At 51.1% G+C, this 26,360-nt stretch carries 24 protein-coding genes; 9 read left to right on the top strand and 15 right to left on the bottom strand.

The genetic code is table 11. The features are described from left to right. Position 1: 1 nt before the first annotated feature. Genes lyxK through araD form a run of 4 tightly spaced genes read left to right on the top strand, consistent with a single transcriptional unit; the run spans position 2 to position 3,699 of the window. Positions 2-1,498 (top strand): L-xylulokinase, encoded by a 1,497-nt coding sequence (gene lyxK, locus FEK47_RS04840; RefSeq protein WP_135486853.1) that lies wholly within the window; start codon positions 2-4, stop codon positions 1,496-1,498. Next, positions 1,495-2,157, top strand: a complete 663-nt coding sequence (ulaD, locus tag FEK47_RS04845; RefSeq protein WP_135486854.1) for a 3-keto-L-gulonate-6-phosphate decarboxylase UlaD — start codon at positions 1,495-1,497, stop codon at positions 2,155-2,157. Before lyxK ends, ulaD begins: the two co-directional genes overlap by 4 nt. After that, positions 2,150-3,010 carry an L-ribulose-5-phosphate 3-epimerase gene (locus tag FEK47_RS04850; RefSeq protein WP_135486855.1) on the top strand — a complete coding sequence of 287 codons (861 nt, stop codon included), beginning with the start codon at positions 2,150-2,152 and terminating at the stop codon, positions 3,008-3,010. The genes ulaD and FEK47_RS04850 overlap by 8 nt, the downstream gene beginning before the upstream one ends. Beyond that, positions 3,004-3,699: an L-ribulose-5-phosphate 4-epimerase gene (araD, locus tag FEK47_RS04855; protein WP_135486856.1), complete on the top strand. Its 696-nt coding sequence runs from the start codon at positions 3,004-3,006 to the stop codon at positions 3,697-3,699. The genes FEK47_RS04850 and araD overlap by 7 nt, the downstream gene beginning before the upstream one ends. 164 nt (positions 3,700-3,863) lie before the next feature. Here araD and FEK47_RS04860 read toward each other — a convergent pair whose 3' ends face one another. The 4 genes from FEK47_RS04860 to fdhD form a co-directional block, all read right to left on the bottom strand. Next, on the bottom strand, positions 3,864-4,919 hold the full coding sequence (locus FEK47_RS04860) for a YiiG family protein (protein WP_138183126.1): 1,056 nt from the start codon (positions 4,917-4,919) through the stop codon (positions 3,864-3,866). Between the two features lie 210 nt (positions 4,920-5,129). After that, on the bottom strand, positions 5,130-7,436 hold the full coding sequence (locus tag FEK47_RS04865; RefSeq protein WP_135486857.1) for a hypothetical protein: 2,307 nt from the start codon (positions 7,434-7,436) through the stop codon (positions 5,130-5,132). A gap of 1 nt (position 7,437) precedes the next feature. Next, positions 7,438-9,273 carry an ATP-binding protein gene (locus tag FEK47_RS04870; RefSeq protein WP_135486858.1) on the bottom strand — a complete coding sequence of 612 codons (1,836 nt, stop codon included), beginning with the start codon at positions 9,271-9,273 and terminating at the stop codon, positions 7,438-7,440. 310 nt (positions 9,274-9,583) lie between these two features. Continuing rightward, a complete protein-coding gene (gene fdhD, locus FEK47_RS04875; RefSeq protein ID WP_135486859.1) occupies positions 9,584-10,420 on the bottom strand; it encodes a formate dehydrogenase accessory sulfurtransferase FdhD in 837 nt (278 codons plus the stop codon). 193 nt (positions 10,421-10,613) lie between these two features. Here fdhD and fdnG point away from each other — a divergent pair, with 193 nt between their 5' ends. The 4 genes from fdnG to fdhE all read left to right on the top strand — a co-directional run bounded on the left by fdnG (position 10,614) and on the right by fdhE (position 16,260). After that, positions 10,614-13,673: a formate dehydrogenase-N subunit alpha gene (gene fdnG / locus FEK47_RS04880; protein WP_138183127.1), complete on the top strand. Its 3,060-nt coding sequence runs from the start codon at positions 10,614-10,616 to the stop codon at positions 13,671-13,673. A gap of 126 nt (positions 13,674-13,799) precedes the next feature. Next, positions 13,800-14,702: a formate dehydrogenase O subunit beta gene (fdoH, locus tag FEK47_RS04885; protein WP_000331381.1), complete on the top strand. Its 903-nt coding sequence runs from the start codon at positions 13,800-13,802 to the stop codon at positions 14,700-14,702. After that, positions 14,699-15,334, top strand: a complete 636-nt coding sequence (fdoI, locus tag FEK47_RS04890; protein ID WP_000829013.1) for a formate dehydrogenase cytochrome b556 subunit — start codon at positions 14,699-14,701, stop codon at positions 15,332-15,334. The genes fdoH and fdoI overlap by 4 nt, the downstream gene beginning before the upstream one ends. Beyond that, positions 15,331-16,260: a formate dehydrogenase accessory protein FdhE gene (gene fdhE / locus FEK47_RS04895; protein ID WP_000027708.1), complete on the top strand. Its 930-nt coding sequence runs from the start codon at positions 15,331-15,333 to the stop codon at positions 16,258-16,260. Before fdoI ends, fdhE begins: the two co-directional genes overlap by 4 nt. Before the next feature lie 217 nt (positions 16,261-16,477). Here fdhE and FEK47_RS04900 read toward each other — a convergent pair whose 3' ends face one another. From FEK47_RS04900 to FEK47_RS04925, 4 genes are all read right to left on the bottom strand, one after another. After that, positions 16,478-16,696, bottom strand: coding sequence for a CopG family transcriptional regulator (locus FEK47_RS04900; protein WP_001313440.1), 219 nt, complete (start codon positions 16,694-16,696; stop codon positions 16,478-16,480). Positions 16,697-17,115: 419 nt separating this feature from the next. Further along, complete coding sequence (locus FEK47_RS04910; protein WP_130223052.1) at positions 17,116-17,394, bottom strand: hypothetical protein; 279 nt, start codon at positions 17,392-17,394, stop codon at positions 17,116-17,118. Positions 17,395-17,752: 358 nt separating this feature from the next. After that, positions 17,753-18,043: a NadS family protein gene (nadS, locus tag FEK47_RS04920; RefSeq protein WP_000356397.1), complete on the bottom strand. Its 291-nt coding sequence runs from the start codon at positions 18,041-18,043 to the stop codon at positions 17,753-17,755. Beyond that, entirely contained in the window at positions 18,044-18,355 is a 312-nt protein-coding gene (locus tag FEK47_RS04925; protein ID WP_000897302.1) for a hypothetical protein, read from the bottom strand. Positions 18,356-18,583: 228 nt separating this feature from the next. Here FEK47_RS04925 and FEK47_RS04930 point away from each other — a divergent pair, with 228 nt between their 5' ends. Beyond that, positions 18,584-19,492 (top strand): alpha/beta hydrolase, encoded by a 909-nt coding sequence (locus FEK47_RS04930; protein ID WP_135486860.1) that lies wholly within the window; start codon positions 18,584-18,586, stop codon positions 19,490-19,492. A 64-nt stretch (positions 19,493-19,556) separates the two neighbouring features. On the opposite strand, the gene fabY is transcribed toward FEK47_RS04930, so the two are convergent. The 7 genes from fabY to FEK47_RS04965 form a co-directional block, all read right to left on the bottom strand. After that, complete coding sequence (fabY, locus tag FEK47_RS04935; protein ID WP_001297068.1) at positions 19,557-20,498, bottom strand: fatty acid biosynthesis protein FabY; 942 nt, start codon at positions 20,496-20,498, stop codon at positions 19,557-19,559. Between the two features lie 44 nt (positions 20,499-20,542). Next, the gene (gene dtd / locus FEK47_RS04940; protein ID WP_000560983.1) at positions 20,543-20,980 is read right to left on the bottom strand and encodes a D-aminoacyl-tRNA deacylase; all 438 of its coding nucleotides are present in this window, start codon (positions 20,978-20,980) and stop codon (positions 20,543-20,545) included. Next, complete coding sequence (locus FEK47_RS04945) at positions 20,977-21,849, bottom strand: virulence factor BrkB family protein (protein WP_000920721.1); 873 nt, start codon at positions 21,847-21,849, stop codon at positions 20,977-20,979. Before FEK47_RS04945 ends, dtd begins: the two co-directional genes overlap by 4 nt. Beyond that, positions 21,843-22,442, bottom strand: a complete 600-nt coding sequence (gene yihX, locus FEK47_RS04950) for a glucose-1-phosphatase (protein WP_001521802.1) — start codon at positions 22,440-22,442, stop codon at positions 21,843-21,845. The genes FEK47_RS04945 and yihX overlap by 7 nt, the downstream gene beginning before the upstream one ends. 140 nt (positions 22,443-22,582) lie before the next feature. Further along, positions 22,583-23,470, bottom strand: a complete 888-nt coding sequence (locus tag FEK47_RS04955; protein ID WP_135486861.1) for an aldose 1-epimerase — start codon at positions 23,468-23,470, stop codon at positions 22,583-22,585. Then, positions 23,460-24,809, bottom strand: a complete 1,350-nt coding sequence (locus tag FEK47_RS04960) for an MFS transporter (RefSeq protein WP_105283807.1) — start codon at positions 24,807-24,809, stop codon at positions 23,460-23,462. The genes FEK47_RS04955 and FEK47_RS04960 overlap by 11 nt, the downstream gene beginning before the upstream one ends. Before the next feature lie 101 nt (positions 24,810-24,910). Further along, a complete protein-coding gene (locus FEK47_RS04965) occupies positions 24,911-26,344 on the bottom strand; it encodes an MFS transporter (protein ID WP_105283764.1) in 1,434 nt (477 codons plus the stop codon). Between the last annotated feature and the right edge of the window lie 16 nt (positions 26,345-26,360).

Here is a 26,360-nt window from a genome sequence, read left to right on the forward strand (position 1 = left end):
CATGACGCAATACTGGCTGGGGTTAGATTGTGGCGGTAGCTGGCTGAAAGCCGGGCTGTATGACCGCGAAGGCCGGGAGGCAGGCGTGCAGCGCCTGCCGCTGTGCGCATTAAGCCCGCAGCCAGGTTGGGCAGAGCGCGATATGGCAGAACTGTGGCAATGCTGCATGGCTGTCATTCGCGCCCTGCTTACTCATTCTGGCGTTAGCGGGGAACAAATTGTCGGTATCGGTATCTCCGCACAAGGAAAAGGCTTGTTTTTACTGGATAAAAACAACAAGCCACTCGGTAATGCCATATTGTCCTCGGATCGCCGGGCGATGGAAATCGTTCGTCGCTGGCAGGAAGATGGTATCCCGGAAAAACTCTACCCGTTGACCCGACAGACCTTATGGACCGGGCATCCGGTGTCGCTGTTACGCTGGCTAAAAGAGCACGAACCGGAGCGCTACGCGCAAATTGGCTGCGTGATGATGACGCACGACTACCTACGCTGGTGTTTAACCGGCGTCAAAGGTTGCGAAGAGAGCAATATTTCCGAGTCCAATCTCTACAACATGAGCCGCGGGGAATATGACCCGTGCCTCACCGACTGGCTGGGGATCGCTGAAATCAATCACGCCCTGCCGCCTGTTGTTGGATCTGCCGAAATCTGCGGGGAAATCACCGCTCAGACAGCCGCACTGACCGGTCTGAAAGCGGGTACGCCCGTTGTCGGCGGCCTGTTTGATGTGGTTTCCACCGCACTCTGCGCCGGAATCGAAGACGAATTCACCCTCAATGCGGTGATGGGGACCTGGGCGGTGACCAGCGGCATAACCCGCGGTTTAGGTGACGGTGAAGCGCATCCGTATGTCTATGGTCGCTACGTTAATGACGGTGAATTTATCGTTCACGAAGCCAGCCCTACCTCTTCCGGCAACCTCGAATGGTTTACCGCACAGTGGGGAGAAATCTCGTTTGATGAGATTAACCAGGCCGTTGCCAGCTTGCCGAAAGCCGGTGGCGATCTCTTTTTCCTGCCGTTCCTGTACGGCAGCAACGCCGGATTGGAGATGACCAGCGGTTTCTACGGGATGCAGGCCATTCACACCCGCGCGCACCTGTTGCAGGCCATCTATGAAGGGGTAGTGTTCAGCCATATGACCCACCTCAACCGGATGCGCGAACGTTTTACTGATGTGCACACCCTGCGCGTGACTGGCGGCCCAGCGCATTCCGATGTCTGGATGCAAATGCTGGCGGACGTTAGCGGCTTACGAATCGAATTGCCGCAGGTGGAAGAAACCGGTTGTTTTGGCGCGGCGCTTGCCGCCCGCGTCGGCACCGGGGTTTATCGCGATTTCAGCGAAGCCCAACGAGGCTTACAGCACCCGGTACGCACCCTGCTACCGGATATGACCGCCCATCAGCTTTACCAACAAAAATACCAACGCTATCAGCATCTCATTGCCGCACTTCAGGGTTATCACACCCGCATCAAGGAGCACACATTATGAGCAGACCACTTCTGCAACTGGCCCTCGACCACTCATCACTTGAGGCCGCACAGCGCGACGTTACGCTGTTAAAAGACAGTGTCGATATTGTTGAAGCAGGTACCATTCTCTGCTTAAACGAAGGGCTTGGCGCGGTGAAAGCCTTGCGCGAACAGTGCCCGGACAAAATCATCGTTGCTGACTGGAAGGTCGCCGACGCTGGTGAAACACTCGCTCAACAAGCATTTACCGCAGGTGCTAACTGGATGACCATCATCTGCGCCGCGCCGCTCGCCACGGTAGAAAAAGGCCACGCCATGGCGCAGAACTGCGGCGGTGAAATTCAGATAGAGCTGTTTGGTAACTGGACGCTGGACGACGCCCGCGACTGGCATCGTATTGGCGTGCGGCAGGCCATTTATCATCGCGGTCGTGACGCGCAGGCCAGCGGGCAACAGTGGGGCGAGGCCGATCTGGCACGCATGAAAGCGCTTTCCGATATCGGCCTTGAGCTTTCCATTACTGGCGGGATTACCCCTGCTGACTTGCCGCTGTTTAAAGATATCCGCGTGAAAGCGTTTATAGCCGGGCGGGCGCTGGCAGGCGCAGCAAATCCGGCGCAGGTGGCTGGCGATTTCCATGCGCAAATTGATGCCATCTGGGGAGGCGCACGTGCGTAATCATCCGTTAGGGATTTATGAAAAAGCGCTGGCGAAAGATCTCTCCTGGCCGGAGCGGCTGGTGCTGGCAAAAAGCTGTAGCTTTGATTTTGTCGAAATGTCGGTGGATGAAACCGACGAACGGCTCTCACGTCTTGACTGGAGCGCCGCGCAAAGGGCTTCTCTGGTCACTGCGATGATCGAAACGGGTGTTGCCATTCCGTCAATGTGTTTGTCTGCCCATCGCCGTTTTCCTTTTGGCAGCCGGGACGAGGCGGTACGCGAACGGGCGCGGGAAATCATGAGTAAAGCGATTCGCCTGGCGCGCGATCTCGGCATTCGCACCATCCAGCTGGCAGGTTATGACGTCTATTACGAAGACCATGACGAAGGCACGCAGCAACGTTTTGCTGAAGGGCTGGCGTGGGCGGTCGAACAGGCGGCGGCATCACAAGTAATGCTGGCGGTGGAGATTATGGACACCGCGTTTATGAACTCCATCAGCAAATGGAAAAAATGGGACGAGATGCTCGCCTCGCCGTGGTTCACCGTCTACCCGGACGTCGGCAATCTTAGCGCCTGGGGCAATGATGTTCCCGCCGAACTGAAACTGGGCATTGATCGTATCGCCGCGATCCACCTGAAAGACACCCAGCCAGTTACCGAGCAAAGTCCCGGACAGTTCCGCGACGTGCCGTTTGGCGAAGGCTGTGTCGATTTTGTTGGCATTTTCAAAACGCTGCATGAGCTTAACTATCGCGGATCATTTCTGATTGAGATGTGGACCGAAAAAGCCAACGAGCCGGTACTGGAGATTATTCAGGCACGCCGGTGGATTGAAGCGCGTATGCAGGAGGCTGGTTTTCTATGTTAGAGCAACTGAAAGCCGACGTGCTGGCGGCGAATCTGGCGCTTCCCGCTCACCATCTGGTGACGTTCACCTGGGGCAATGTCAGCGCGCTAGACGAGACGCGGCAATGGATGGTGATCAAGCCTTCCGGCGTCGAGTATGAAGTGATGACCGCCGACGATATGGTGGTGGTTGAGATAGCCAGCGGTAAGGTGGTGGAAGGCAGCAAAAAGCCCTCGTCCGACACGCCAACGCATCTGGCGCTCTACCGTCGCTATGCCGAAATTGGCGGTATTGTGCATACCCACTCGCGCCACGCTACCATCTGGTCGCAGGCCGGGCTGGATCTCCCCGCCTGGGGCACCACGCACGCCGATTATTTCTATGGCGCCATCCCCTGCACGCGCCTGATGACCGCAGAGGAGATCAACGGCGAGTATGAATACCAGACCGGCGAAGTGATCATTGAAATTTTCGAAGAACGCGGCAGGAGTCCAGCGCAAATTCCGGCGGTGCTGGTGCATTCTCACGGCCCGTTCGCCTGGGGAAAAAATGCCGCCGATGCGGTGCATAATGCCGTAGTACTGGAAGAATGCGCCTATATGGGACTGTTCTCACGCCAGCTCTCGCCGCAGCTTCCTGCCATGCAAAACGAACTGCTGGATAAACACTACCTGCGTAAGCATGGGGCCAATGCTTATTACGGGCAATAATCTCTCACGCCGGGGCTTCATCGCCCCGGTACTATGAATTGATATGCTCCCGTATCCGCACAACACTGCCACTTCGGTTAGCAGCTCGTCTGTTGCGATGGCTCGGTCAGGCTGATGTCCACTGCCGTATCCGACATTACATTGATCAGCAAAATCAAAAATGTTTAGCGCAGGCGATTATAGTCATCAACCATTTCGTTGTACTCGCGTAACGCTCTCGGGAAAGAGTCTTCGACCATCCAACTTGAGTTTGCATCCTGAAGTTGCTCTTTATCCCAGTCAGAGTACGGGACTTTATCTCTGACGCGGCGAACATATTTTTTAGCCTCGAGCTGATATTGATCTGCCGAATTAATGAACGAGAAATTCATGCCGCCTTTATCCGCTTCTTTGGCCTGCGCCACCAGCGTTTCAAGTTCAGTCACTTTCTTCATTGCCGCTTCGGCATCAAACTTATCTTGCGATATCAGGTTATTAATTTGTTTCGCTGAAATCATGACCGCCAGAGAGTAGTAGTTGAATGTTTTTCCTTCTCTTTGTTCAATATTTTTCAGTTCCGCAAGCTGGCGCTTATCATTAATTTCCTGAATTGCCGCATGATAAGATTCTGCTACAGGTTCAAAGGCTTCAATATTTTTTAAGAATGTCTGGTGCAGCGTTTTCCCTTTGGCGAACGCATCGTCTTTATAATTTTCCTGAGTGTAATATTTATCCATTTCGTTAATAGTATTACCCAACGCCACGGCAGCATCGATATAACCCACCGCCACGCCATCAATAGGTTGCAGCGCAGGTGTTAACGCCACAGCACTTTTTACGCCTTTTTCACACTCAGAGAGATTGGATTCACTGATGCCATAGATGCCATAAACAGTACTCTCTTTACCGGTAGGCCCCTGTTTAAAATCTTTCAGCCAGTCAGCATAACGCGCCAGACTGCGCTGTACCGGGATCTGTAACTTGTTGTAGCACTTGATATAGATATCCATTTTTTCGTCGAAAACCGCTTGTTCATCGACCACCGGTTGCGCAGGTGTTTCAGGTTTAGCTTCTGCTTTTGCAACGGGGGCTTCAGTAGGTTTCGCTTCAGGAGCGGGAGCGGCAGGTTGACTATTGGCGGGCGGGGGAGTTTCTGTTTCGGTTTTTTTATCATCACAGCCAGTGATACCGAGGGCCATTATAGCGACTATAATAGCGGAAGATAATAAATTCCTTTTCATTTAATTGCCTTATAAATAGATAAATAAGAGAGTGAATATAATAAAGGAAAAAAGAAAATGTCACTACACGCGTTTTGTTTATAAATAAATTGATAATATTCACAAAATGAATAAGTCCTGTAATTTAATTTCTAAATCACAGGACTTATTTTAATTAACGGCACAACCCTGGCGAGAGGGAGTGTCATCTCCCCCGCCATTAATCACGCACTACATCCCATAACGCTCGGCAATAGCAGCATGTTTCTCTTCATTTGCTCCGGCTTCTTTGGCAAGACGCCACCAGCACAACGGATGTTCCCAGTCAGAGGTCAATTCGTGCAAGGTCTTATCGATATCACCTTTAGAAACTGAACGCGGCGCACTGATAACAAAGTAGAATGCGGGAAGTGGCTGCGCATCTTCTCCCTGATGACTATCGGTTAACGTATAGTCGTCATTACTGTTGCTCCAGTAGTACCAGTTTCGTTCACGGAGCGCCTCACGGAAGGCATTAAACTGTGCTTCACCAGGCATAACACCTTCGCAGAACCAGGACTCGCCGTACTCGGTCGGGATAATGGTTTTCAGACACCCATAAAGTGGCGTGAAATTCTTCTGCTCTTCTTCGTCTTCAGGTCGGGTATTCAACATTTCTGCATCGAAAACCACTATTTCATCAACATGTTGCGGGAAATCGGTCCGGTAAGTCGGCTCTATAATCCTTGCTGTTACCGGCCCAATGCGTTGAGCATAGTAATAGCGGTATTCGTAATTTTCCCGGAAGCGAATGTTTAGCAGCCCCCATTTTTCGTCGATAAAACCTTCGCCTTCTGTGAGTTCGATTTCCAGTTCAGCAGCAATAGCACGCACCGAATCCCACTGTTGTAAGATGCTGGCGGTCGCCATGATATCCCACTGGAGATTACGAATATCTTCTTCACGGCTAATCATCAGTTGCTGCAATTGCTGTAAATAATCCAGCTGTCGCTCCCAGGCTTCCTGTTTTTGTGCTGCCCAGGAACACATGCGATAAACGCCGACCCACTCACGCCCTTTTTCGTTTTCCAGCAACTGTTGCCCAATCGACTCCAGTTCACTCCAGTCTTCCTGTTGGTTGATCACCCGCGCACGGAACCACAGTGCCATATGTAGCAGACCCGCCTGTTCATACAGCTTCGCCAGGTGCTCGATCGCTTGCTGATCGCCACGGTTAAGCAAGAGATCCAGTAGATCGAAGCAAAGGCCGTTATCTTCCTGAAGATGGCTTTCAACGTGGCGTTGCAGAAGTTCGATCGACTCATTAATCGCATTACAGGCGTTTAACGCATTGACCAGTTTGCCCAGCAATTCCGCATCATCTGGCGTGTTCAGATAAGCGCGACGGAATATCTCTACGTCTTTTTCTGGATCTGGCTGCGTTTCTTCATCGCTATTTTCAGGTACTTCTACAACCGGACGAGCAAGCAACTCCGCCTCTTTGGCGGCGATTTTTTCACTCAGTTCGAGAAACTCGCGATCAACGCCCACTAACGAACGTAATTTCGGCATGTGCCGTTGGGCCTGTTTCATCGCCATTTTGGCCACCCAGACGGATTCACGCTCCAGCGCCAGAGTGATTTGCAGTTTTGCCAAATCAACCGCTTTGCGGTGCGCCCCGGCCTGCGAACGTTGATCCAGCATTGTCTGGATGATGCGCGCCAGCTGCCAGTGGTTTCTCTGCGGATGGCGAGGAAGCAGTACGGTAATAATCTTTACCCACATGCCCCATGAATAGGGGGTCAGATCTGACCAACGCGGTAATTCTTCCCAGACTTCTTCGTCCTGCCCGCATAACGCCATAATGTACAGTTTTTTGAGGTGATAATTGATGCGATCACGGCCCCAGTAATCATTCTCTTTTGCCAGTTCATCAATCAGTTCACGAGCTTCATCGTAGCGCTGAAGGGCAACCAAAATATCAGCGCGTGTTGCCAGCAGCGCTTCTAAATATTCACTCCCCGATGCTTTCACCGCCTCGATTTGCCTGTCGATATAAACCAACGCTTCTTCTGTTTTGTTGGAGTCCACCAGTGCACTGGCATACTCGCAGGATAAACACATAAAACAGCTCCAGGTCGGATCAATGCGCGCAATGGTTTCTTCACATACTGCCATGCGTTCATTCGCCCAGCCTGGGCCATCGATATTTTCGTAGCAGGCTGATAAATCCTGGGTAACGCAAATGGATTGCGGGCAATCTTTTGCCTCTTCCCGGTGCGCTTTTTCAAACAGCGCTACCACGTCTGGCAGCACTTTTTCGCCTTCTTCATAGTTAGTCAGGCGATGACGCATCTCCCAGTGACCGATAAATATTTCCAGCCACGGATTTTTAGCTACTTGATTCAGCGCTTTCATTTCCGGCAATAGCGAATCGCATTTTTCTATTTGCAGGTGCAAAACACTTTCTGAAAAATCATCAATAAGCTGCGGAATATATTCTTGCCCGGCATCGCGCAACTCCTGACTATATTTGTTGTACCACTCCCATGTATCCATTTTATTTTCCTTGATTAATTAAGACAGGAATAACCTGAGTAAAATCTTCCAGTGCCTGGTGTAAATCCCACTGCTGTTCTTTATTACCGCTGGAGCACAAAATCACTTTCAGCGATTTTAATAACCGTAATGCTGCCGCTGGCTGCTGATGCTGTTGTAAGGCCGTCACCAGTTGCATGACACAGGGGTTATTAAGATTGATATACAGACTTGAGGTTTTAGTGTTTTGGATTTGCGAGGTAAATTGCCGCGCCAGCATTAACGCTGCGGTACTGATGCGTTTATCTGCGTCATCCTGTTCGAGAATTTGTTTTAATTCTGCTTCGCGGTCTGGCGTGACCACGAGCGGTAAAACCGCTGGTTCGAAGCGGGAGATAATTAATTGCTCGCCATCGCAGAGATGCTCTTCCAGATAAGCCACCTGCTCTTCAGGTAATTCTGCCAGGCTGAACAACTGCTCATTACCTGTTTGCGTACCGACTTCGATAATCCGGCAGTGATATAACAGCGCCCAACGGCGTAAAAATGGCACCACCGCATAGCGATCGCCACGGGCTACAGGCCGTTGCAGAATGTGGAACAACATCTCTTCAAAACCGCCGTCGCGGCTTAACAGAATATGAATGCTGTTATTAACGCGTAAATCCTTCGCCAGCAGCGCGCCTTTTGACGTTGGCACCTGCAAGCGATCTTTGAGCAAATCAAACAGACGGTCATCACACAAGGCCGCACCCAGCAACGCTTCGTTGTGGCGCATTAATACACGCCGCCAGATTTCTGGCTGATTTTGTGCGAGATCGGACAAACCAGAGATCAGCGCCTCTTTTAACGCCTCTTGTACCGCAACCCAGGTTTCATCCCGCTGGAGATCTTCCCTGCTCGCCGTCGGCGTCAGTTTCGATGACTCAATCACGCCACCAATAAATCCGGCCCAGGGCGGTAACAACTCACGCGCTTCATCATCCAGTAACATGCCGCGCAAAAACAACGACAGGTTGCGGTTATCGCTGGTGCCGTAGGTCGCGCCATCCTGAATCCATAAAATCCCAACCGCGTCGCTCATTCCCGCTGGCACCACCGGAATGGTGCAAATCGGTTCGAAGGAGGATTCAAACTGGGCGGCAAAGGCGAGATTTTTACGCTGTACCAGCGCGCGGTGCATGGTTACGCCTTCGGGGGCAACTTCACGCCACGGTGGTTGAAGTTTATTTACCGGCTCGCTGGCATCGCCGACATAGACCGGTTCGTGCAGCAATATGCAGTAGCGGGAAAGAACGCGGTTCAGCAAATTATTACTCGCCAGATGGCTGTACTCTTCTTTGAGCGTCAGAATCACCTGCGTTCCCGTTTCCGAGGACTGATGCGGCGTAACGGTATATTTTTGCCCGTCGGTAGAGTGGTATTTCCAGCTCTGATCCGGTGTTTGCCAGGATGTGGTCAACACCGTGACCTCTTTTGCCAGTACAAAGGCCGACAAAAAACCGAGGCCGAACATACCAATTAAACCGGTGTTGTCATCCTGCTGGCGCAACATTCGGGTATAACCCACGCCCACTGTCGCCAGGAAGCCGTGAATTTCGCTTTCTGTCAGTCCCGCACCAGTATCGGTAATAGTGATAGTGGACTTCGCCACGTCAGCCACCACACGAATTTGGTTATCCTTTGGCGCATCGGGCTGCTCAATCCTGCGGCGCACGATCGCATCATGGCCGTTCTGCACCAGCTCGCGCACGGCAACCACGGGAGTGGAGTAAAGATGCTTGCTGAGCACCTCAATTAAGCCGTTTAAATTAACTTCTGTAGAATATGAACTGCCAGGTAACTGTAATGTACTCATTTTTCAATACTCATAATCCATCACCTACTATTGAAAATACATTGCTGTTTTTACAACCGGTGCAAGGTTTGTTATTTTCATTCACTCATCGGAAACATTTATTTATTGATGCGATGATTAAAACAAAATATCTTATATAAATAATGATTAATTCTTAAAGGATTAATGCGACTGGAGTATATCGATATAAATCGGAGTTAACGAGATAATTTCTTGTGATGAAATTATTATTTAAATGCTGAATAATATATTGAGGATTATTTAATAGAAAAATAAAACCGCAATCCAGATTCAGAATTGCGGTATTTCTTTAATTATGAATCAAACGCTGCGGATGGGTATAAACCGTTGCCCGCCCCGGCTTACAAAAGCCCACCAGCGTCAAATTACAGCGCTCAGCCACTTCTACGGCCAGTGTGGTCGCGGCAGACACCGCAAACAAAATCTCTACGCCACACATCGCCGACTTTTGCACCATTTCATAACTGGCACGGCTGGAAACCAGCACCGCACCTTGCTGCCAGCTTTCCCCTTCTTGTGACCGGCGGCCTAACAGTTTATCCAGCGCCACATGGCGGCCCACGTCTTCATGCCCGCCGACCAATTCGCCAGATGGCAACATCCAGGCGGCGGCGTGAGTACAACCAGTCAGTTGCCCCACTGGCTGGAAATCATTGAGATGACGTAATGCATCATCCAGTTTGTTGAGATTAAACGTCTGGGTGAACGGCAGCGGCTGCACCGGTTTACCGATGTCATTAAGCTGTTCTACACCACATACACCACAGCCCGTGCGCCCGGCCAGCGCGCGACGGCGCTCTTTAAGCCCCATAAAACGGCGGCTGGACAGCTCAATTTGCACTTCCAGACCGTTACAGGAAGGAACGACATCCATGCCGAAGATATCGCGCGGACTTTCGATAATTCCTTCGGAAAGCGAAAAACCGAGCGCAAACAGTTCAAGGTCTTTGGGCGATGCCATCATCACCACATGCGAAATACCGTTGTAGACCAGCGCAACGGGAACTTCTTCCGCCACCTCATCTAACCGTGGGTGTTGTAAATCGTCACGACGCCATAACTCAATTTGGCTAACGCCTGTGATATTTGTCACATTTTTGACTTCTTTTTGCCGTGTTTTTTTCACTTTATATTAACCAGATAAGAACACACACACCAACATTATGGTATTCTGTTACAAACCCTTCCTGGATGGAGGGAAATTGAGCCAATTCTGGACCTTTGCGGCCCCTTCCGCAAAGAAAAATAACTCCCACTCCCTGCACACTCAGCAAGCGAATGTAAATGGGACGTGACAATGTCGAAACAAGGAGCAATCCATGCAGGTCAGCAGAAGGCAGTTCTTTAAGATCTGCGCTGGCGGTATGGCAGGCACCACGGCAGCGGCACTGGGTTTTGCACCCAGCGTAGCACTCGCGGAAACCCGGCAGTATAAACTGCTGCGCACCCGCGAAACCCGTAATACCTGCACCTATTGTTCCGTAGGCTGTGGGCTGTTGATGTACAGCCTCGGTGACGGAGCAAAAAACGCCAAAGCATCTATCTTCCATATCGAAGGCGATCCGGATCACCCGGTCAACCGCGGTGCACTTTGTCCGAAAGGCGCTGGCCTGGTGGATTTCATCCACTCCGAAAGCCGTCTGAAGTTTCCGGAATACCGTGCGCCAGGTTCTGATAAATGGCAGCAAATCAGTTGGGAAGAGGCGTTTGATCGCATCGCCAAACTGATGAAAGAAGACCGCGATGCTAACTACATTGCGCAAAACGCCGAAGGCGTGACTGTTAACCGCTGGCTCTCCACCGGGATGCTGTGTGCTTCCGCGTCGAGTAACGAAACCGGCTATTTAACGCAAAAATTCTCCCGCGCGCTGGGTATGCTCGCGGTCGACAACCAGGCGCGTGTCTGACACGGACCAACGGTAGCAAGTCTTGCTCCAACATTTGGTCGCGGTGCGATGACCAACCACTGGGTCGACATCAAGAACGCCAACCTCGTCGTGGTGATGGGCGGTAACGCCGCTGAAGCACACCCGGTCGGGTTCCGCTGGGCGATGGAAGCCAAAATTCACAACGGCGCGAAGCTGATTGTGATCGATCCTCGCTTTACGCGTACGGCGGCGGTGGCTGACTACTATGCTCCTATTCGTTCCGGTACTGACATTGCTTTCCTGTCAGGCGTATTGCTGTACCTGCTGAACAATGAAAAATTCAACCGCGAATACACCGAAGCCTATACCAACGCCAGCTTGATCGTGCGTGAGGATTACGGCTTTGAAGATGGCCTGTTCACCGGCTACGACGCGGAAAAACGCAAGTACGATAAATCCAGCTGGACTTACGAACTGGACGAAAACGGCTTCGCCAAACGCGATACCACGCTGCAACATCCGCGCTGCGTGTGGAACTTGCTGAAACAGCACGTTTCCCGCTACACGCCAGATGTGGTTGAAAACATCTGTGGTACGCCAAAAGACGCGTTCCTGAAAGTCTGCGAATACATCGCAGAAACCAGTGCTCACGATAAAACCGCCTCGTTCCTGTATGCCCTCGGCTGGACGCAACACTCCGTTGGTGCGCAAAACATTCGTACGATGGCGATGATCCAGCTGCTGCTCGGCAACATGGGGATGGCAGGCGGCGGCGTTAACGCCCTGCGCGGTCACTCCAATATTCAGGGGCTGACGGACCTGGGGCTGCTGTCGCAGAGCCTGCCAGGTTACATGACGCTGCCAAGCGAGAAGCAGACCGATCTGCAAACCTACCTCGCCGCCAGCACGCCGAAACCGCTGCTGGAAGGACAGGTTAACTACTGGAGCAACTACCCGAAATTCTTCGTCTCCATGATGAAGGCCTTCTTTGGCGATAAAGCAACGGCGGAAAATAGCTGGGGCTTTGACTGGTTGCCGAAGTGGGATAAAGGCTACGACGTCCTGCAATACTTCGAGATGATGAAAGAGGGCAAGGTCAATGGCTATATCTGCCAGGGCTTTAACCCGGTTGCCTCATTCCCGAACAAAAACAAAGTGATCGGTTGTCTGTCGAAACTGAAGTTCCTCGTCACCATCGACCCGCTGAACACTGAAACCTCTAACTTCTGGCAGAACCACGGTGAGCTGAACGAAGTTGACTCGTCGAAGATCCAGACCGAAGTGTTCCGTCTGCCATCGACCTGCTTCGCGGAAGAGAACGGTTCTATCGTTAACTCAGGTCGCTGGTTGCAGTGGCACTGGAAAGGTGCGGACGCCCCGGGGATTGCGCTGACTGACGGCGAGATCCTCTCCGGTATCTTCCTGCGCTTGCGCAAGATGTATGCCGAACAGGGTGGCGCGAACCCGGACCAGGTGCTGAACATGACCTGGAACTACGCCATTCCGCATGAGCCATCTTCAGAAGAAGTAGCGATGGAGAGTAACGGTAAGGCGCTGGCCGATATTACCGATCCGGCAACCGGTGCGGTTATCGTCAAGAAAGGCCAACAACTTAGCTCGTTTGCCCAACTGCGCGATGACGGTACAACCTCCTGTGGCTGCTGGATTTTCGCCGGTAGCTGGACGCCGGAAGGTAACCAGATGGCACGCCGTGATAACGCCGATCCGTCTGGCCTCGGTAACACGCTGGGTTGGGCATGGGCATGGCCGCTTAACCGTCGCATCCTGTATAACCGCGCCTCCGCAGACCCGCAGGGTAACCCGTGGGATCCGAAGCGTCAGTTGCTGAAATGGGACGGCACTAAGTGGACCGGCTGGGATATTCCGGACTACAGCGCAGCACCTCCGGGCAGTGGCGTCGGGCCGTTTATCATGCAGCAGGAAGGCATGGGGCGTCTGTTTGCCCTCGATAAGATGGCGGAAGGTCCGTTCCCGGAACACTACGAGCCGTTTGAAACGCCGCTGGGAACTAACCCGCTGCATCCAAACGTTATCTCGAACCCGGCTGCGCGAATCTTTAAAGACGACGCCGAAGCATTGGGTAAAGCCGATAAGTTCCCGTATGTCGGAACCACCTATCGTCTGACCGAGCACTTCCACTACTGGACCAAACACGCGCTGTTGAACGCGATTTTGCAACCAGAGCAGTTTGTGGAAATCGGTGAGTCGCTGGCGAATAAACTTGGCATTGCCCAGGGCGATACCGTGAAAGTCTCCTCCAACCGTGGCTATATCAAAGCCAAAGCGGTGGTGACCAAACGTATTCGCACGCTGAAAGCGAACGGCAAAGATATCGATACCATCGGTATTCCGATTCACTGGGGCTATGAAGGTGTTGCGAAAAAAGGCTTTATTGCCAATACGTTAACGCCATTCGTTGGTGATGCGAACACGCAGACGCCAGAGTTTAAATCCTTCCTCGTGAATGTGGAAAAGGTGGATACCCAATAGATTTCAGATTGCAGGGAGCTGGCGACGCCATGAAGACCGGGAGCATAGAAACACTATGTGACCGGGATGAATAAGGAAGCCAGCGAACCTGCAAGCTGAAAGATGAAGGGTAAACGGAGACGAAATATGGCTTACCAATCTCAAGATATCATTCGTCGTTCCGCGACTAACGGTCTGACCCCCGCGCCTCAGGCGCGGGACTTCCAGGAAGAAGTGGCGAAACTCATCGACGTCACCACCTGTATCGGCTGTAAAGCCTGTCAGGTGGCGTGTTCAGAGTGGAACGACATTCGCGATACCGTCGGCAATAACATTGGGGTGTACGACAACCCCAATGATTTAAGTGCCAAATCGTGGACGGTGATGCGATTCTCGGAAGTGGAGCAGAACGACAAACTGGAATGGCTGATCCGCAAAGACGGCTGTATGCACTGTTCCGATCCAGGCTGCCTGAAAGCGTGCCCGGCGGAAGGTGCAATTATTCAGTATGCCAACGGTATCGTCGACTTCCAGTCCGAGCAGTGCATTGGCTGCGGTTATTGCATTGCGGGCTGTCCGTTCGATATTCCGCGCCTCAACCCGGAAGACAACCGCGTCTACAAATGTACGTTGTGCGTTGACCGCGTGGTGGTTGGGCAAGAACCGGCCTGCGTGAAGACCTGCCCAACGGGCGCGATTCACTTCGGTACGAAAGAGTCGATGAAAACGCTGGCGAGCGAGCGCGTGGCGGAGCTGAAAACCCGCGGTTACGACAATGCGGGTCTGTACGATCCTGCAGGCGTCGGTGGTACACACGTTATGTACGTGCTGCACCATGCTGACAAGCCAAATCTGTATCATGGCTTGCCGGAGAACCCGGAAATCAGCCAAACCGTGAAATTCTGGAAAGGCATCTGGAAACCGCTTGCAGCTGTTGGCTTTGCGGCTACCTTCGCAGCCAGTATCTTCCACTACGTGGGTGTCGGTCCGAACCGTGCGGATGAGGAAGAGAATAATCTGCACGAAGAGAAAGACGAGGAGCGCAAATGAAACGACGTGACACCATCGTGCGCTACACCGCGCCGGAACGTATCAACCACTGGATCACCGCCTTCTGCTTCATCCTGGCGGCGGTGAGCGGGCTGGGCTTTTTGTTCCCGTCCTTCAACTGGTTGATGCAAATCATGGGCACACCGCAGCTGGCGCGAATTCTGCATCCGTTTGTCGGCGTGGTTATGTTTGCCTCGTTCATCATCATGTTTTTCCGTTACTGGCATCACAACCTAATCAATCGGGATGATATCTTTTGGGCGAAGAATATTCGTAAGATCGTCGTCAACGAGGAAGTAGGTGACACCGGGCGTTATAACTTCGGTCAGAAATGCGTTTTCTGGGCGGCGATTATTTTCCTGGTTCTGCTGCTGGTGAGCGGCGTGATTATCTGGCGTCCTTATTTTGCGCCTGCTTTCTCAATCCCGGTGATCCGATTCGCGTTAATGCTGCATTCATTTGCCGCAGTGGCGTTAATTGTGGTTATCATGGTGCATATCTACGCCGCCCTTTGGGTGAAAGGCACGATTACCGCCATGGTGGAAGGATGGGTTACCAGCGCCTGGGCGAAGAAACATCACCCGCGCTGGTACCGTGAGGTCCGCAAGACAACGGAAAAGAAAGCTGAATGAGTATTCGCATAATCCCGCAAGATGAGCTGGGTTCGAGCGAGAAACGTACGGCGGATATGATTCCGCCGTTATTGTTCCCTCGGCTCAAGAATTTATACAACCGCCGCGCCGAGCGTCTGCGCGAGCTGGCAGAAAATAATCCGCTGGGTGATTACCTGCGCTTTGCTGCGCTTATCGCCCACGCCCAGGAGGTGGTGCTGTACGACCATCCGCTGGAGATGGATCTGACTGCACGCATTAAAGAAGCCAGCGCACAGGGCAAGCCCCCGCTGGATATTCACGTTCTGCCGCGTGATAAGCACTGGCAAAAGCTGCTGATGGCGCTGATTGCTGAGCTGAAACCTGAAATGAGCGGCCCGGCGCTGGCAGTGATTGAGAATCTGGAGAAGGCATCGACCCAGGAGCTGGAAGATATGGCCAGCGCACTGTTTGCCTCTGATTTCTCGTCCGTCAGCAGCGATAAAGCGCCGTTTATCTGGGCTGCACTGTCGCTCTACTGGGCGCAGATGGCCAATCTGATCCCCGGCAAAGCGCGTGCGGAATATGGCGAACAACGTCAATATTGCCCGGTTTGTGGTTCTATGCCGGTGTCCAGCATGGTGCAAATTGGCACCACTCAGGGTCTGCGTTACCTGCACTGCAACCTGTGTGAAACCGAATGGCACGTAGTGCGCGTAAAATGCAGCAACTGTGAACAGAGCGGCAAACTGCATTACTGGTCGCTGGATGACGAACAGGCCGCGATTAAAGCCGAAAGCTGCGATGACTGCGGCACTTACCTGAAGATTCTTTATCAGGAAAAAGAACCGAAAGTTGAAGCCGTGGCAGATGACCTCGCCTCTCTGGTCCTGGACGCGCGAATGGAGCAAGAAGGCTACGCCCGTAGTTCCATCAACCCGTTCCTGTTTCCGGGTGAAGGGGAGTAATCTCTGACGTTTTCCGGGTGGCGCAGGTCGCCCGGATTACAGCTCATAGGGTGTGACGACACCTGCTATTCCCGCAAAATCTCTCGTATTTTGCGAGGCGTTGTCCAGATATGATGTAACAGTTGCAGTTATTATAAGTTCAAGTAAAACAACCTTGTATTAATACCAGAATAAGGGCATCTGGTTTTTTATATTCAAGAATGAAAAAATCTTTTTGTCATTCCTTATGATCCTTACACTGATCATCAACACCTACTGTCTCACCCCTTTGCCTGCCACCCTTTGCCTTACGCACCGGAAATTGCTGCCGCTCCAGATATTGCTCTACCGCTTCGCGTAAAATTGCAGATCGTGAAACCTTACGCCAGCCCCTGAGCTTGTTCAGCCGTTTAATTGCCTCTTCTGATAAATGAAGAAAAACCGTATTCATCGCCATTGCCACCACCTTACACATATTACTCATTAATGTATGTGCGAAAATTACGCCGGAAAGTTAATTAACGAAAGCGGATTTTTGCATATTGTTTTGTTTTTGCGAGACGCTTTCCAAAGATAATGTAACAGCTGCAGTTATTTCAATTTTTAATCAAAAATGGTTTAGTTATAGCCCAGGATGGTTTATTACTTTTAATTAAGCGGGGGCACATCTACAGAAAAGCAACAACAAATAATAAGGATGAATTATGGGAGCTATAAATATTTTATATTCAAGAATATTTTTTTGATTGGGTCTTCATTTGCTTCATCAGGATGGTGTACCCGAAAAAAGTCAGCATCTTTACCGCACCAGGGTTTAAGGTGAAATCTACCATTCATAACTGACCGGTCAGTGCCGCACCAACCTGTCTTTAATTGTTAGTAGTAGTAAATTTGTGGATAACAGTCCGGGAACCAGACGATTCCTTCCGGATCATTCCCCTGCATTACCCGATAACATTGGCGTCGATCATCGGCACGACGGCGAAGCGTAGTATAGAGCCGCTTCCATTCATGATCGCCCGGTGTACTGTAGTTTACCCAACAATCCATTGAAGGGTGACGCCATTTACCTGTCAGTGTTGGGATCCCTGAATGCTTATGCGGCTTCGCTTTACCATTACGATCCCTATCTTTACGCGTATTAAAGGTGGACATTTTTAGTCTCCTGTTGAGAGTTCTAAAAATGTGCTTCCTTAAAATAGTTCATCATTTTCCCTTAATTCGCATAGCGTGCTTTTGCACGAATTTCCGATACGCGGGGACCATTATGATAGCGTCGATGCCCACACATCCAACAAGAACACATACAGGGAGTACGAAAGCAAATACCTGATGCTTTTTTGCTTCCATCGCCTGCAGTGCGATAACGACAGCGGATTTTTTTTAATCGCGCCATATGATGGCGACGTTCAGCACGATTACGGGTCATAGCAAAACTCCTGAGCAGGCGGCACTATGCCGCTTTCATAGGAGTTCTGAATGCTGGTGCTTTCTGTATGGCATAAACATGCCTCTAACGGTTAAGTGCTTGCAGCACATGTTGCGGATCATTGGCAATCGCTCGCAGCAAAGCCTTTGCAGGCCCGGTCGGTGAACGTCGCCCCTGCTCCCAGTTACGCAACGTGTCTACGCTTACAGAAATAAGATCGGCAAATTTAGATTGTGACAACCCTGAAGCGCGGCGTATTTCTTTGATTTTCATAGCATCAACTTCAAAAGTCCGTGAAGGCTGTCGCGTTCCTTCAATAATTTCATTCATCTGGGCCATGCTGTGAGTCAACCGCTCAAAAAGTGCCTTATCCATTTACCACCTCGTATTTAACAACCGGAGCATTGCTTTTTCCTGGGGAGACAGATCATCTTTAATACCCTTACGATAAATAAGCAGTAATCTGATCTCATAATGTTTAACCTGATGAAAGTAAATAACCCTGACACCAGCACGTTTCCCCTTTCCTCCTGACACCCATCGAACCTTTCTTAACCCACCAGTTTCAGGTATTACCTCACCATAGTCAGGATTCAAGGCCAGGAAAAACTGAAAACGACTGAATTCATCGTCGTTCAGCAGTTTTTGAACATCTTCAGTAAAAATTTCCGTTTCGATGAAGAGTATAACTATACGCCATTGGCTTAGAGTAATAATCCTTTTTGTACGTCATTGACGTACCCTTGAAACCACTAGCTTACTGATAGTGCTCCAGCAAAACCACGTCTCTGCCGGGTTTGTCTTTACATTTGCGAGGCGCTTTCCAGATTTTTCACGCCCGTGAATTTCCCTGTTTCCATACAGCAAAAACGGGGGTATAAAACTGTACATTCATACAGAAGAATGAGTTCTCCAATGGCACTGGAAAAAGGAATTGCAGAGTTAGTCGAAGAGTTTATCGCTGCGGGTCGCCCCTCATCGCGTCAACAAAGTATTGCGCAGCGCAGGGAGGGCTATATCGCCAGCGCTGTCCTTGCGGGTGAGACAGAAACGCGGGTAGATATTCAGACTATCGAACTTGAAGGGATGACCTTACGAATAGTGTCACCGCTGAATGCCCCGACATTACTCCCGACGATAATTTATTACTACGGTGGCTGTTTTGTTAGCGGCGGGTTCGCAACTCACGACAACCAGCTGCGCCAGTTAGCCTATTACGGGCAATGTAGGGTTATTGCCGTCCAGTATCGGCTGGCACCGGAACATACTTTCCCCGCCGCCCATGATGATGCGCAACGAGGTGCAGAATTAGTCTGGCAACACGCCGAACGACTCGGCGTTGATAAACAGCGCATAACTCTTGCCGGTGACAGTGCGGGCGGACATCTGGCGCTGGTAACTGCTTTACGATTAAAGCGTGCTGGCGAGTGGCAACCTGCACAACTCATATTAATTTATCCCATGCTTGATGCGACTGCGCATTTCGAAAGCTATATCCGCAATGGTCACGATTACATCATCACACGCGATACTCTGCTGAGCGGCTTTGAGATGTACCTGCCAGATATTGATCGCAAGCATCCTGAAGCCAGCCCTCTTTGGCGCGATGATTTCAATGGCTTGCCACCTGTACATATCATTACCGCTGAATACGACCCACTTTGCGATGAAGGTGAAGCGTTGTATCACCGCATGACAGGGCAAGGAGTGCAATGCACCTGCCAACGCTACCCTGGCGTTATCCACGGATTTTTTCAGTTAGGTGGTATCAGTGAGGCTGCGCGATCGGCGCTGCGGGATGTGGCCTGGAGAGCGGGAAAGTAACTTCGGACCTGGGCCCTGAAAAGGTTTTCAGATTGAAAACCTTTTCAGTCAAGTAAAACGCCCCCTACTCTTCTTCGTTCCCGCCCTCTTCATACGGGCCAAATGGCTTCGCGGGAAGAACGATATACGTGCCTTCAAACACTGCCCCCGGCGTCTCGTCGCCAAAGATTTCGACCTGCATTTGTACCCGTGCTTTTCGTCCGCGCGCCAGACGGTCGAGATCGCCGCTTAAGGCACCGAGGTCGGCTACCGCATGAGGTTTACCGCTAATCGGCTTGCTGTAGCGGATATGCGCATCGGCAAGAATAATCGTTCCACCGAGATGGCGTTCGCGCAGCATCAGCCAGATAAGCCCCCAACCGGTGAGCGTTGCCAGCGAGAATAAACTCCCGGCAAACAGCGTATGGTGCGGATTCTGATTGCCGGTTTCCGGCATGGTGGTGATAAATTTTTGCCCGGTATATTGCTGAATGCGCACGCCCATTTTTTCACTAAGCGGGATGTGTTCATACCACGCTTGTTGCAACTGCGCGCACCAGTCGCCGCGATGCAGAATATCATCCAGAGTGGCGACGGGTTTAATCATCAAAAAATGGCGAATCGGCGTGGTGGTTGGCGTGGTGATCTCCCCCTGATTAACAAACCCCAGCTTGGCAAAAAACTCCACCGCGTCTTCACGGGCGCTGCAGGTCACGCGCTTAACGCCTTCCTGACGCGCCACCGACTCAAGGGTCATCGCCATCAGCGTTCCCAGCCCTTTGTCCTGCACGTCGGGATGAACGGCCATAAAGCGAATGGACGCTTCGTTATCGGCATTAATATACAGCCGCCCTACTGCCACCAGATTACCCTGCTCGTCGACGACCATCTGGTGATGCGCCATCGCATCCCACGCGTCGCGTTCAGAACCTTTTGGTTGATGCAGGGGTTTACGCAACATTTCCCAGCGGAACTGATAGTAGCGCTCTAATTCTTCTTCTGTTTGTGGAACCCGAAGGTGATACATAGCGATACTCTCTCTTGTTTCCCGTGACACCCCTGGAAGCTGACTCATACCTGCAACCAGAATGTCACGGGGCCATCATTGACCAGCGATACCTGCATATCCGCAGCGAAGCGTCCTGTTTGCGTGTTCATCTCCTGCTGACGGCAGCGTTCGACGAAATAGTCATATAACGCCTCTGCGCGATCCGGTGATGCGCCTTTGGAGAAACTTGGGCGCATCCCCCGTTCGGTATCTGCGGCGAGGGTAAACTGGGAAACTACCAGCACACTACCGCCCGCCTGTTGCACGTTGAGATTCATCTTGCCTTCGGCATCGCTAAAGATGCGGTAGCCGAGCACACGCTCGCACAGACGGTTTGCTTTCTGTTCGTCGTCATCCTTTTCGACACCCAATAACACCAAAAGTCCCGCGCCAATTTCGCCCGTCACTTCTCCCTCCACGGTGACGCTGGCACGGGTTACGCGTTGAATTAATGCAATCATGGTTCGTCGTCTTCTTCTTGTTCAGCTGCTTGTTTTAGTTTGCGGTATTCCCCGAGAGTGACAGTAATTTCCGCGCCAAGCAAGACGATACACCATGTCCAGTACACCCAAACAAAGAGAATGGGGATCACCGCCAGCACGCCGTAAATGAGCTGATATGACGGGAACATGGTGATATAAAGCGCGAAACCTTTCTTTCCTGCTTCGAACAGGAGTGCGGCGACAAACGCGCCGACAATAGCATCACGATTCGGTACGCGGATGGTGGGAACGATGCTGTAAAGCAACCAGAAGGAGATCCACGACAACAGCAGCGGAAAAATACGCAGCACATTGTCGATGACAGTATTGAGATCGCTCGCCCAACGCAGGGAAAGCAGATAGGAACTGATCGCCAGACTGGCCCCTGCCAGCAGCGGCCCTAACGTCAGGATCATCCAGTACACAGCAAACGAGTAAATTTTTGGCCGTACCCGTTTACTTCGCCAGATGGCATTCAGTGCACTATCAATGGAATACATCAACAATAACGCCGTGACGATCAGGCCACATGCCCCGACAGCGGTCATCTTGTTGGAATTGGCAACAAACTGTTCAATATATTGCTGGATAACGTCGCCAGTGGCAGGCAGAAAGTTGGCAAAAATAAAGTGACGCAACTGAATGCTGACGTCGGAAAACATGGGAAAAGCGGCGAAAAGCGCAAAAACAACGGCAACCAGCGGCACTAATGAGAGCAACGACACATAGGCAAGATTACCTGCCAGGGTGGTCATGTTGTCCTCATTAATGCGTTGCCAGAGTAGTTTCAGCCAGGCCCATAGCGGACGGGTACGATGCCTGGCTTTTTCATGGATGGTTTTTAGCATAACACCTTCGCGAAATAGTCCGGGATGGTGGTTTTATCTTTCACCAGAATACTTGTAATGCCTAGCTGATTTGCTCCTTCTATATTATCGGCGTTATCGTCGAAAAAGACTGTATCGCTGGGTGAAAAACCTTCTGCCTGCAAAACATGCTGGTAAATTCGCGCTTCAGGTTTGCGCATGCCCAGATCTTGCGAAAGATAAATATGGTCAGCAGCATCACGGATTTCCGGGTATTCCTCCGGCCAGAAGGTAGTATGCAGGCGGTTGGTATTGGAAAGCACCACCACGCGATGCCCCTGCTCACGCAGTTTATGCATGATGGCGATCACTTCCGGGCGCAGCGCGACAAACACCGCCTGCCAGCCGTGGGAGAACTGCTCGTAGCTTAGCGGTAGAGCCATCTCATGGCACATCGCCTCTGCGAACGCTTCGTCGCTAATTTCCCCGCGCTCATGCTGATGAAACGCCTCCCCCATATGAAAACTCTTCTTAAGCGATGCCAGCGGAATACGCGTTAAATCGCTCCAGGTTCCCAGCACACGGTTAAAGTCGATATCGACAATCACATTACCTAAATCAAAGATATAGAGCATTTTTGCCTCCTTTCTCGCCACAAGAAATTAACTGTAGCGGGAAAGGATGGGTTTGGCTATGTGGCAATAAGGGTAATCTTGTGATGCTGATTGCGAAAAAGCAGAGTAATTTCACTGACTTTTTCGCAATAGATGAATGGTTAAGATTCAGGTGTAAATTGCCAACGAGTTTCGATGACCAGCGGCTTATCTGATGTCACCAATTCCGGCGTTAGATTTATTTCGTTAGGTGCCTGAGTCAGCGGGTTAATACAGGTGGCATCGGGCTGTTTATCAAATACCACCAGACTGTTTGCAGAAGAGGTCATGGTCATCGCGAGTTTACCAGGCCACAGTAACTTAACCTTCACCCCGTCATAAAAACCAAAACAGTCATCCCAGGGACCGGCTTGAGGAGAGATGCGATTTCCTGTTGGCAGTTCATCACTACCCGCTTCTTCTTGCCAGTCCGCATCAAAAAGCACCTGCAACGATTCTGTACTTTGCGGAGTCAGCTTTTTCGCAAACCACGGATGCCAGCCTGCAGAGGCCGGGAATGTATCGGTATGTGAATGGATTTCCAGTTGCAAAACCAGCGCATCATTCTCCAGCAAAAAAGTCTGAACCACTTCCCCTTGCCAGGGCCACGGTGAAGCCAGGGGCATACGTAAAGTCAGGGAATCTGTTGTTTTGTCGATGATTTCCCACGTTGAGTAACAAGCCATACCATGCAATGCATGCGGTGGTTTATTGGCGGGTAAAGAATAACATTGCCCACCAGCATTCAGCGTCGCATTCCCCAGTCGCCCTGCCCACGGCACCATTGGAAAACAGCCGTACTGAAAAGCTCTGCGTTGCGGCTGCCATTGGCGTAATACTTCAGAACCAAATGCCTGTAACGAGGTTATCCTGGCACCATCATGCGGATAAATCTGCAGGCGAATATTGCCTTTTTCCAGCGTAACTAACTCTCCTACAGGCCCAGGCCAGGGCGCGTCAAATGCGAGCTGTAGCGCCTGGTGATGTTCGTTTTTCCGTTCAGTTTTCATGAGATTGTTCCCTGATGTAGCGGTAAGAAGCGGTTTCTTGTTCATCAGTCGGCTCAATCAGCCAGACGCAAACAAAAGAAAGAACTGAGACAGCAAATAAAAACAGAGCGACATACCACGGCTTTCCTCCCCCTAGCGCCAGCAAACTTGAGGCGATAAGAGGGCTTAATCCGCCAAGAATCGCGGAAAATTGATAGGCAAAAGAAAGGCCGGTATATCGTACTTTGGTGCCGAACATGCGGGTGAAGAGTGTCGGCTGCACGGCGAACATCATCGTCGGGCCTAAGTTATAGCCGAGGATCATACTGCACCAGATGATGAGCGTACTTTTACTATCCAGCAATAAGAAGAAAGGAAACGCGAACAGGACACAAAATCCCGCGCCTGATAAATACAGACATTTTTGACCTATACGATCTGATAACCATCCAACCAATGGGCAACTGAAAATACCGATCGCCGAGGCAATCAACATACCCGTCAGGGGAATATCTCGCGATAATGCTAATTGGCTGGAAATATAGACAATACCAAAGGCGTTAATAATATTGGAAGAGACACTCTCCGCCAGCCTCGCGCCCAGCGCTAATAAAATATTTCGCGGATGTTTTTTGAATAATTCAATCAACGGAGGAACAGACTTTTCTTTATTATTCGTCGTTTTTTGCTTTTGAAAATCCAGTGTCTCCTCAGTATGCAGGCGGATAAATAATCCAACGATCAACATCACCGCTGAAAGCCAGAACGGAATACGCCATCCCCAGGAGAGAAACTGTTCCTGAGTCAGTAAATGGTTACAGAGCGCAAAAACACCGGTTGCCAGCATAATCCCCACTGATGCAGCCGTTTGTGGGAGCGAACCTAAAAAACCGCGCCGGGATTCGGGCGCAGATTCAATGGTCATCAATGCCGCTCCGCCATACTCGCCACCAAGGCCAAAGCCCTGAATTAAACGCAGCGCCATTAATATGAGCGGTGCCCAGATCCCAATTTCCTGATACGTCGGAATAAAACCAATCAAAAATGTGGAGCAACCGACAATAGCCAGTGTCCAGATAAGTGTTATTTTTCGCCCAATTTTATCGCCAAAATGGCCAAAGACGATGCCACCTAAGGGACGAGTCAAAAAACCAACGCCAAAGGTCGCAAAGGAGGCTATAAGACCTATAAAAGGATCGCTGTTCGGGAAAAAAAGCGGAGCAAATACCAGCCCTGCTGCCGTGCCAAAAATAAAGAAGTCATACCATTCCATCAACGCGCCCGCGAAACTGCCCATTACGACACGTCTCATGGCTTTACCGGAAAGTCCTTCTCGCGGTGTGGGTAACGTTTCAGACATCATTTTCCTCTCCTGGTCGGCGAGAAATTGGGGAATAACCCACTACAAAGTGGGCAGTCTGATAAATACGCGCATCGGCCCGATGCCGATACGCGTTATGTTTATTTGTTCAATTCCGCCAGAACTTCCGCGTCTTCGGCATCCACATTCGCCCCCAAAGGTTCCCAATTAATCAATACGCAGGTCAGGAATCCCAGGAATGGCACAATTGCCAACCAGTAAAACGCTTCAGTTTTCAACGCCCCCCACAGCATCGGCCAGAAAATAAGCCCGGCAATCGCACCGGTGCGCATAATCGCGCGGGCAAACCCGACCCCTGTAGGGCGAATAGCAGGAGGATAAGAGAGTGTGGCAATGGTCATACCCAGCCCACCAGGCCCCGCTGAATGGAAGAAAATAATTGATCCCAATAACCCTAAAGACAGCCAGGGGTTAGTCGTTGCCAGCGCACCTAACGACAGTAATGCTAAGGTCACAACGGCAAATCCATACATCGATTGTCGGCGAGTACCCAGTCGTTGGAGAATAAACGAGCCGATCATCCCGCCAGTCACCCCACAAAGGGCATTCACGACGGCAGAACCCGTCAACGCACCAGTAAGCCCGCCACTTATTATTCCCGCCAACGTAAGAGGAAGATAAACACCTACGGCGTTATATTGCCACGCCTGCATGGTTGCCACGACACAGCCAAGAATGGTGCGTTTGCGGTAACGATCATTAAATAAGATGCCATATCCACCGCTGTATTTATTCTCTGCTTTTTCCGAGGATCTGGCTTCTGCTGTACCCGGTGCCGCAACGCGAGCCTGAACACCATAACGTTTTCCCAGAATGTCGCACGCTTCCTGGTAACGCCCGACGCGTGCGGCCCACATTGCGGATTCACCAATAAAGAAGTAACGCAAAATCATGAAGATGACTGCAAAAATAGCTCCGATGAATATTCCGTAACGCCACAATTGTTCTTCAGCGATACCCGACAGAAGCAGCGGCAAAAGCACCAAATAAACAACGGTTGTCGAAACATACCAGGCCATTTGCCAGAGGTTGACCGACGTTCCGGTTTTCTTCGACGTTGAACCACGAAGCTCTGCCACGGCATTGGTTGCCAAAGGGAAGTCGATGCCTAAGCCAAAGCCCATGATGACGCGGCACACCAGCACCCACCAGATACTGGGCGCAATAGCTACCGCAGCAGCCCCGATGGTGCACAGCCCCATGCCAATAATAAATGCCCGCTTTTGCCCAAAGCGGTTTATTACTCGGTTCGCTAATAAACCGCCAATTAACGCGGCGATTAATACTGACGCATTAACGGTTGCGGCAAGGCCCGGCGAAATGCCAAATTGAGCGGCAATGTATTTATTACCAAAGCCCACCATCGCCGCCTGGTAGGCATCAATCAATATGCCGCCTAAAGCGATAAAAATAACGCCGATGCTGGTGTTGATTGCAGAGTTCTTATTAACAATATCAATTACGTCCTGTGGCCGACTAATTGAATAAGTTGCAGGACTGGTGATTTGACTCATCGCAGTGTCCTTTTTA

Origin of the sequence: Escherichia sp. E3659 (assembly GCF_005781135.1) — a bacterium.
Taxonomy (GTDB): domain Bacteria; phylum Pseudomonadota; class Gammaproteobacteria; order Enterobacterales; family Enterobacteriaceae; genus Escherichia.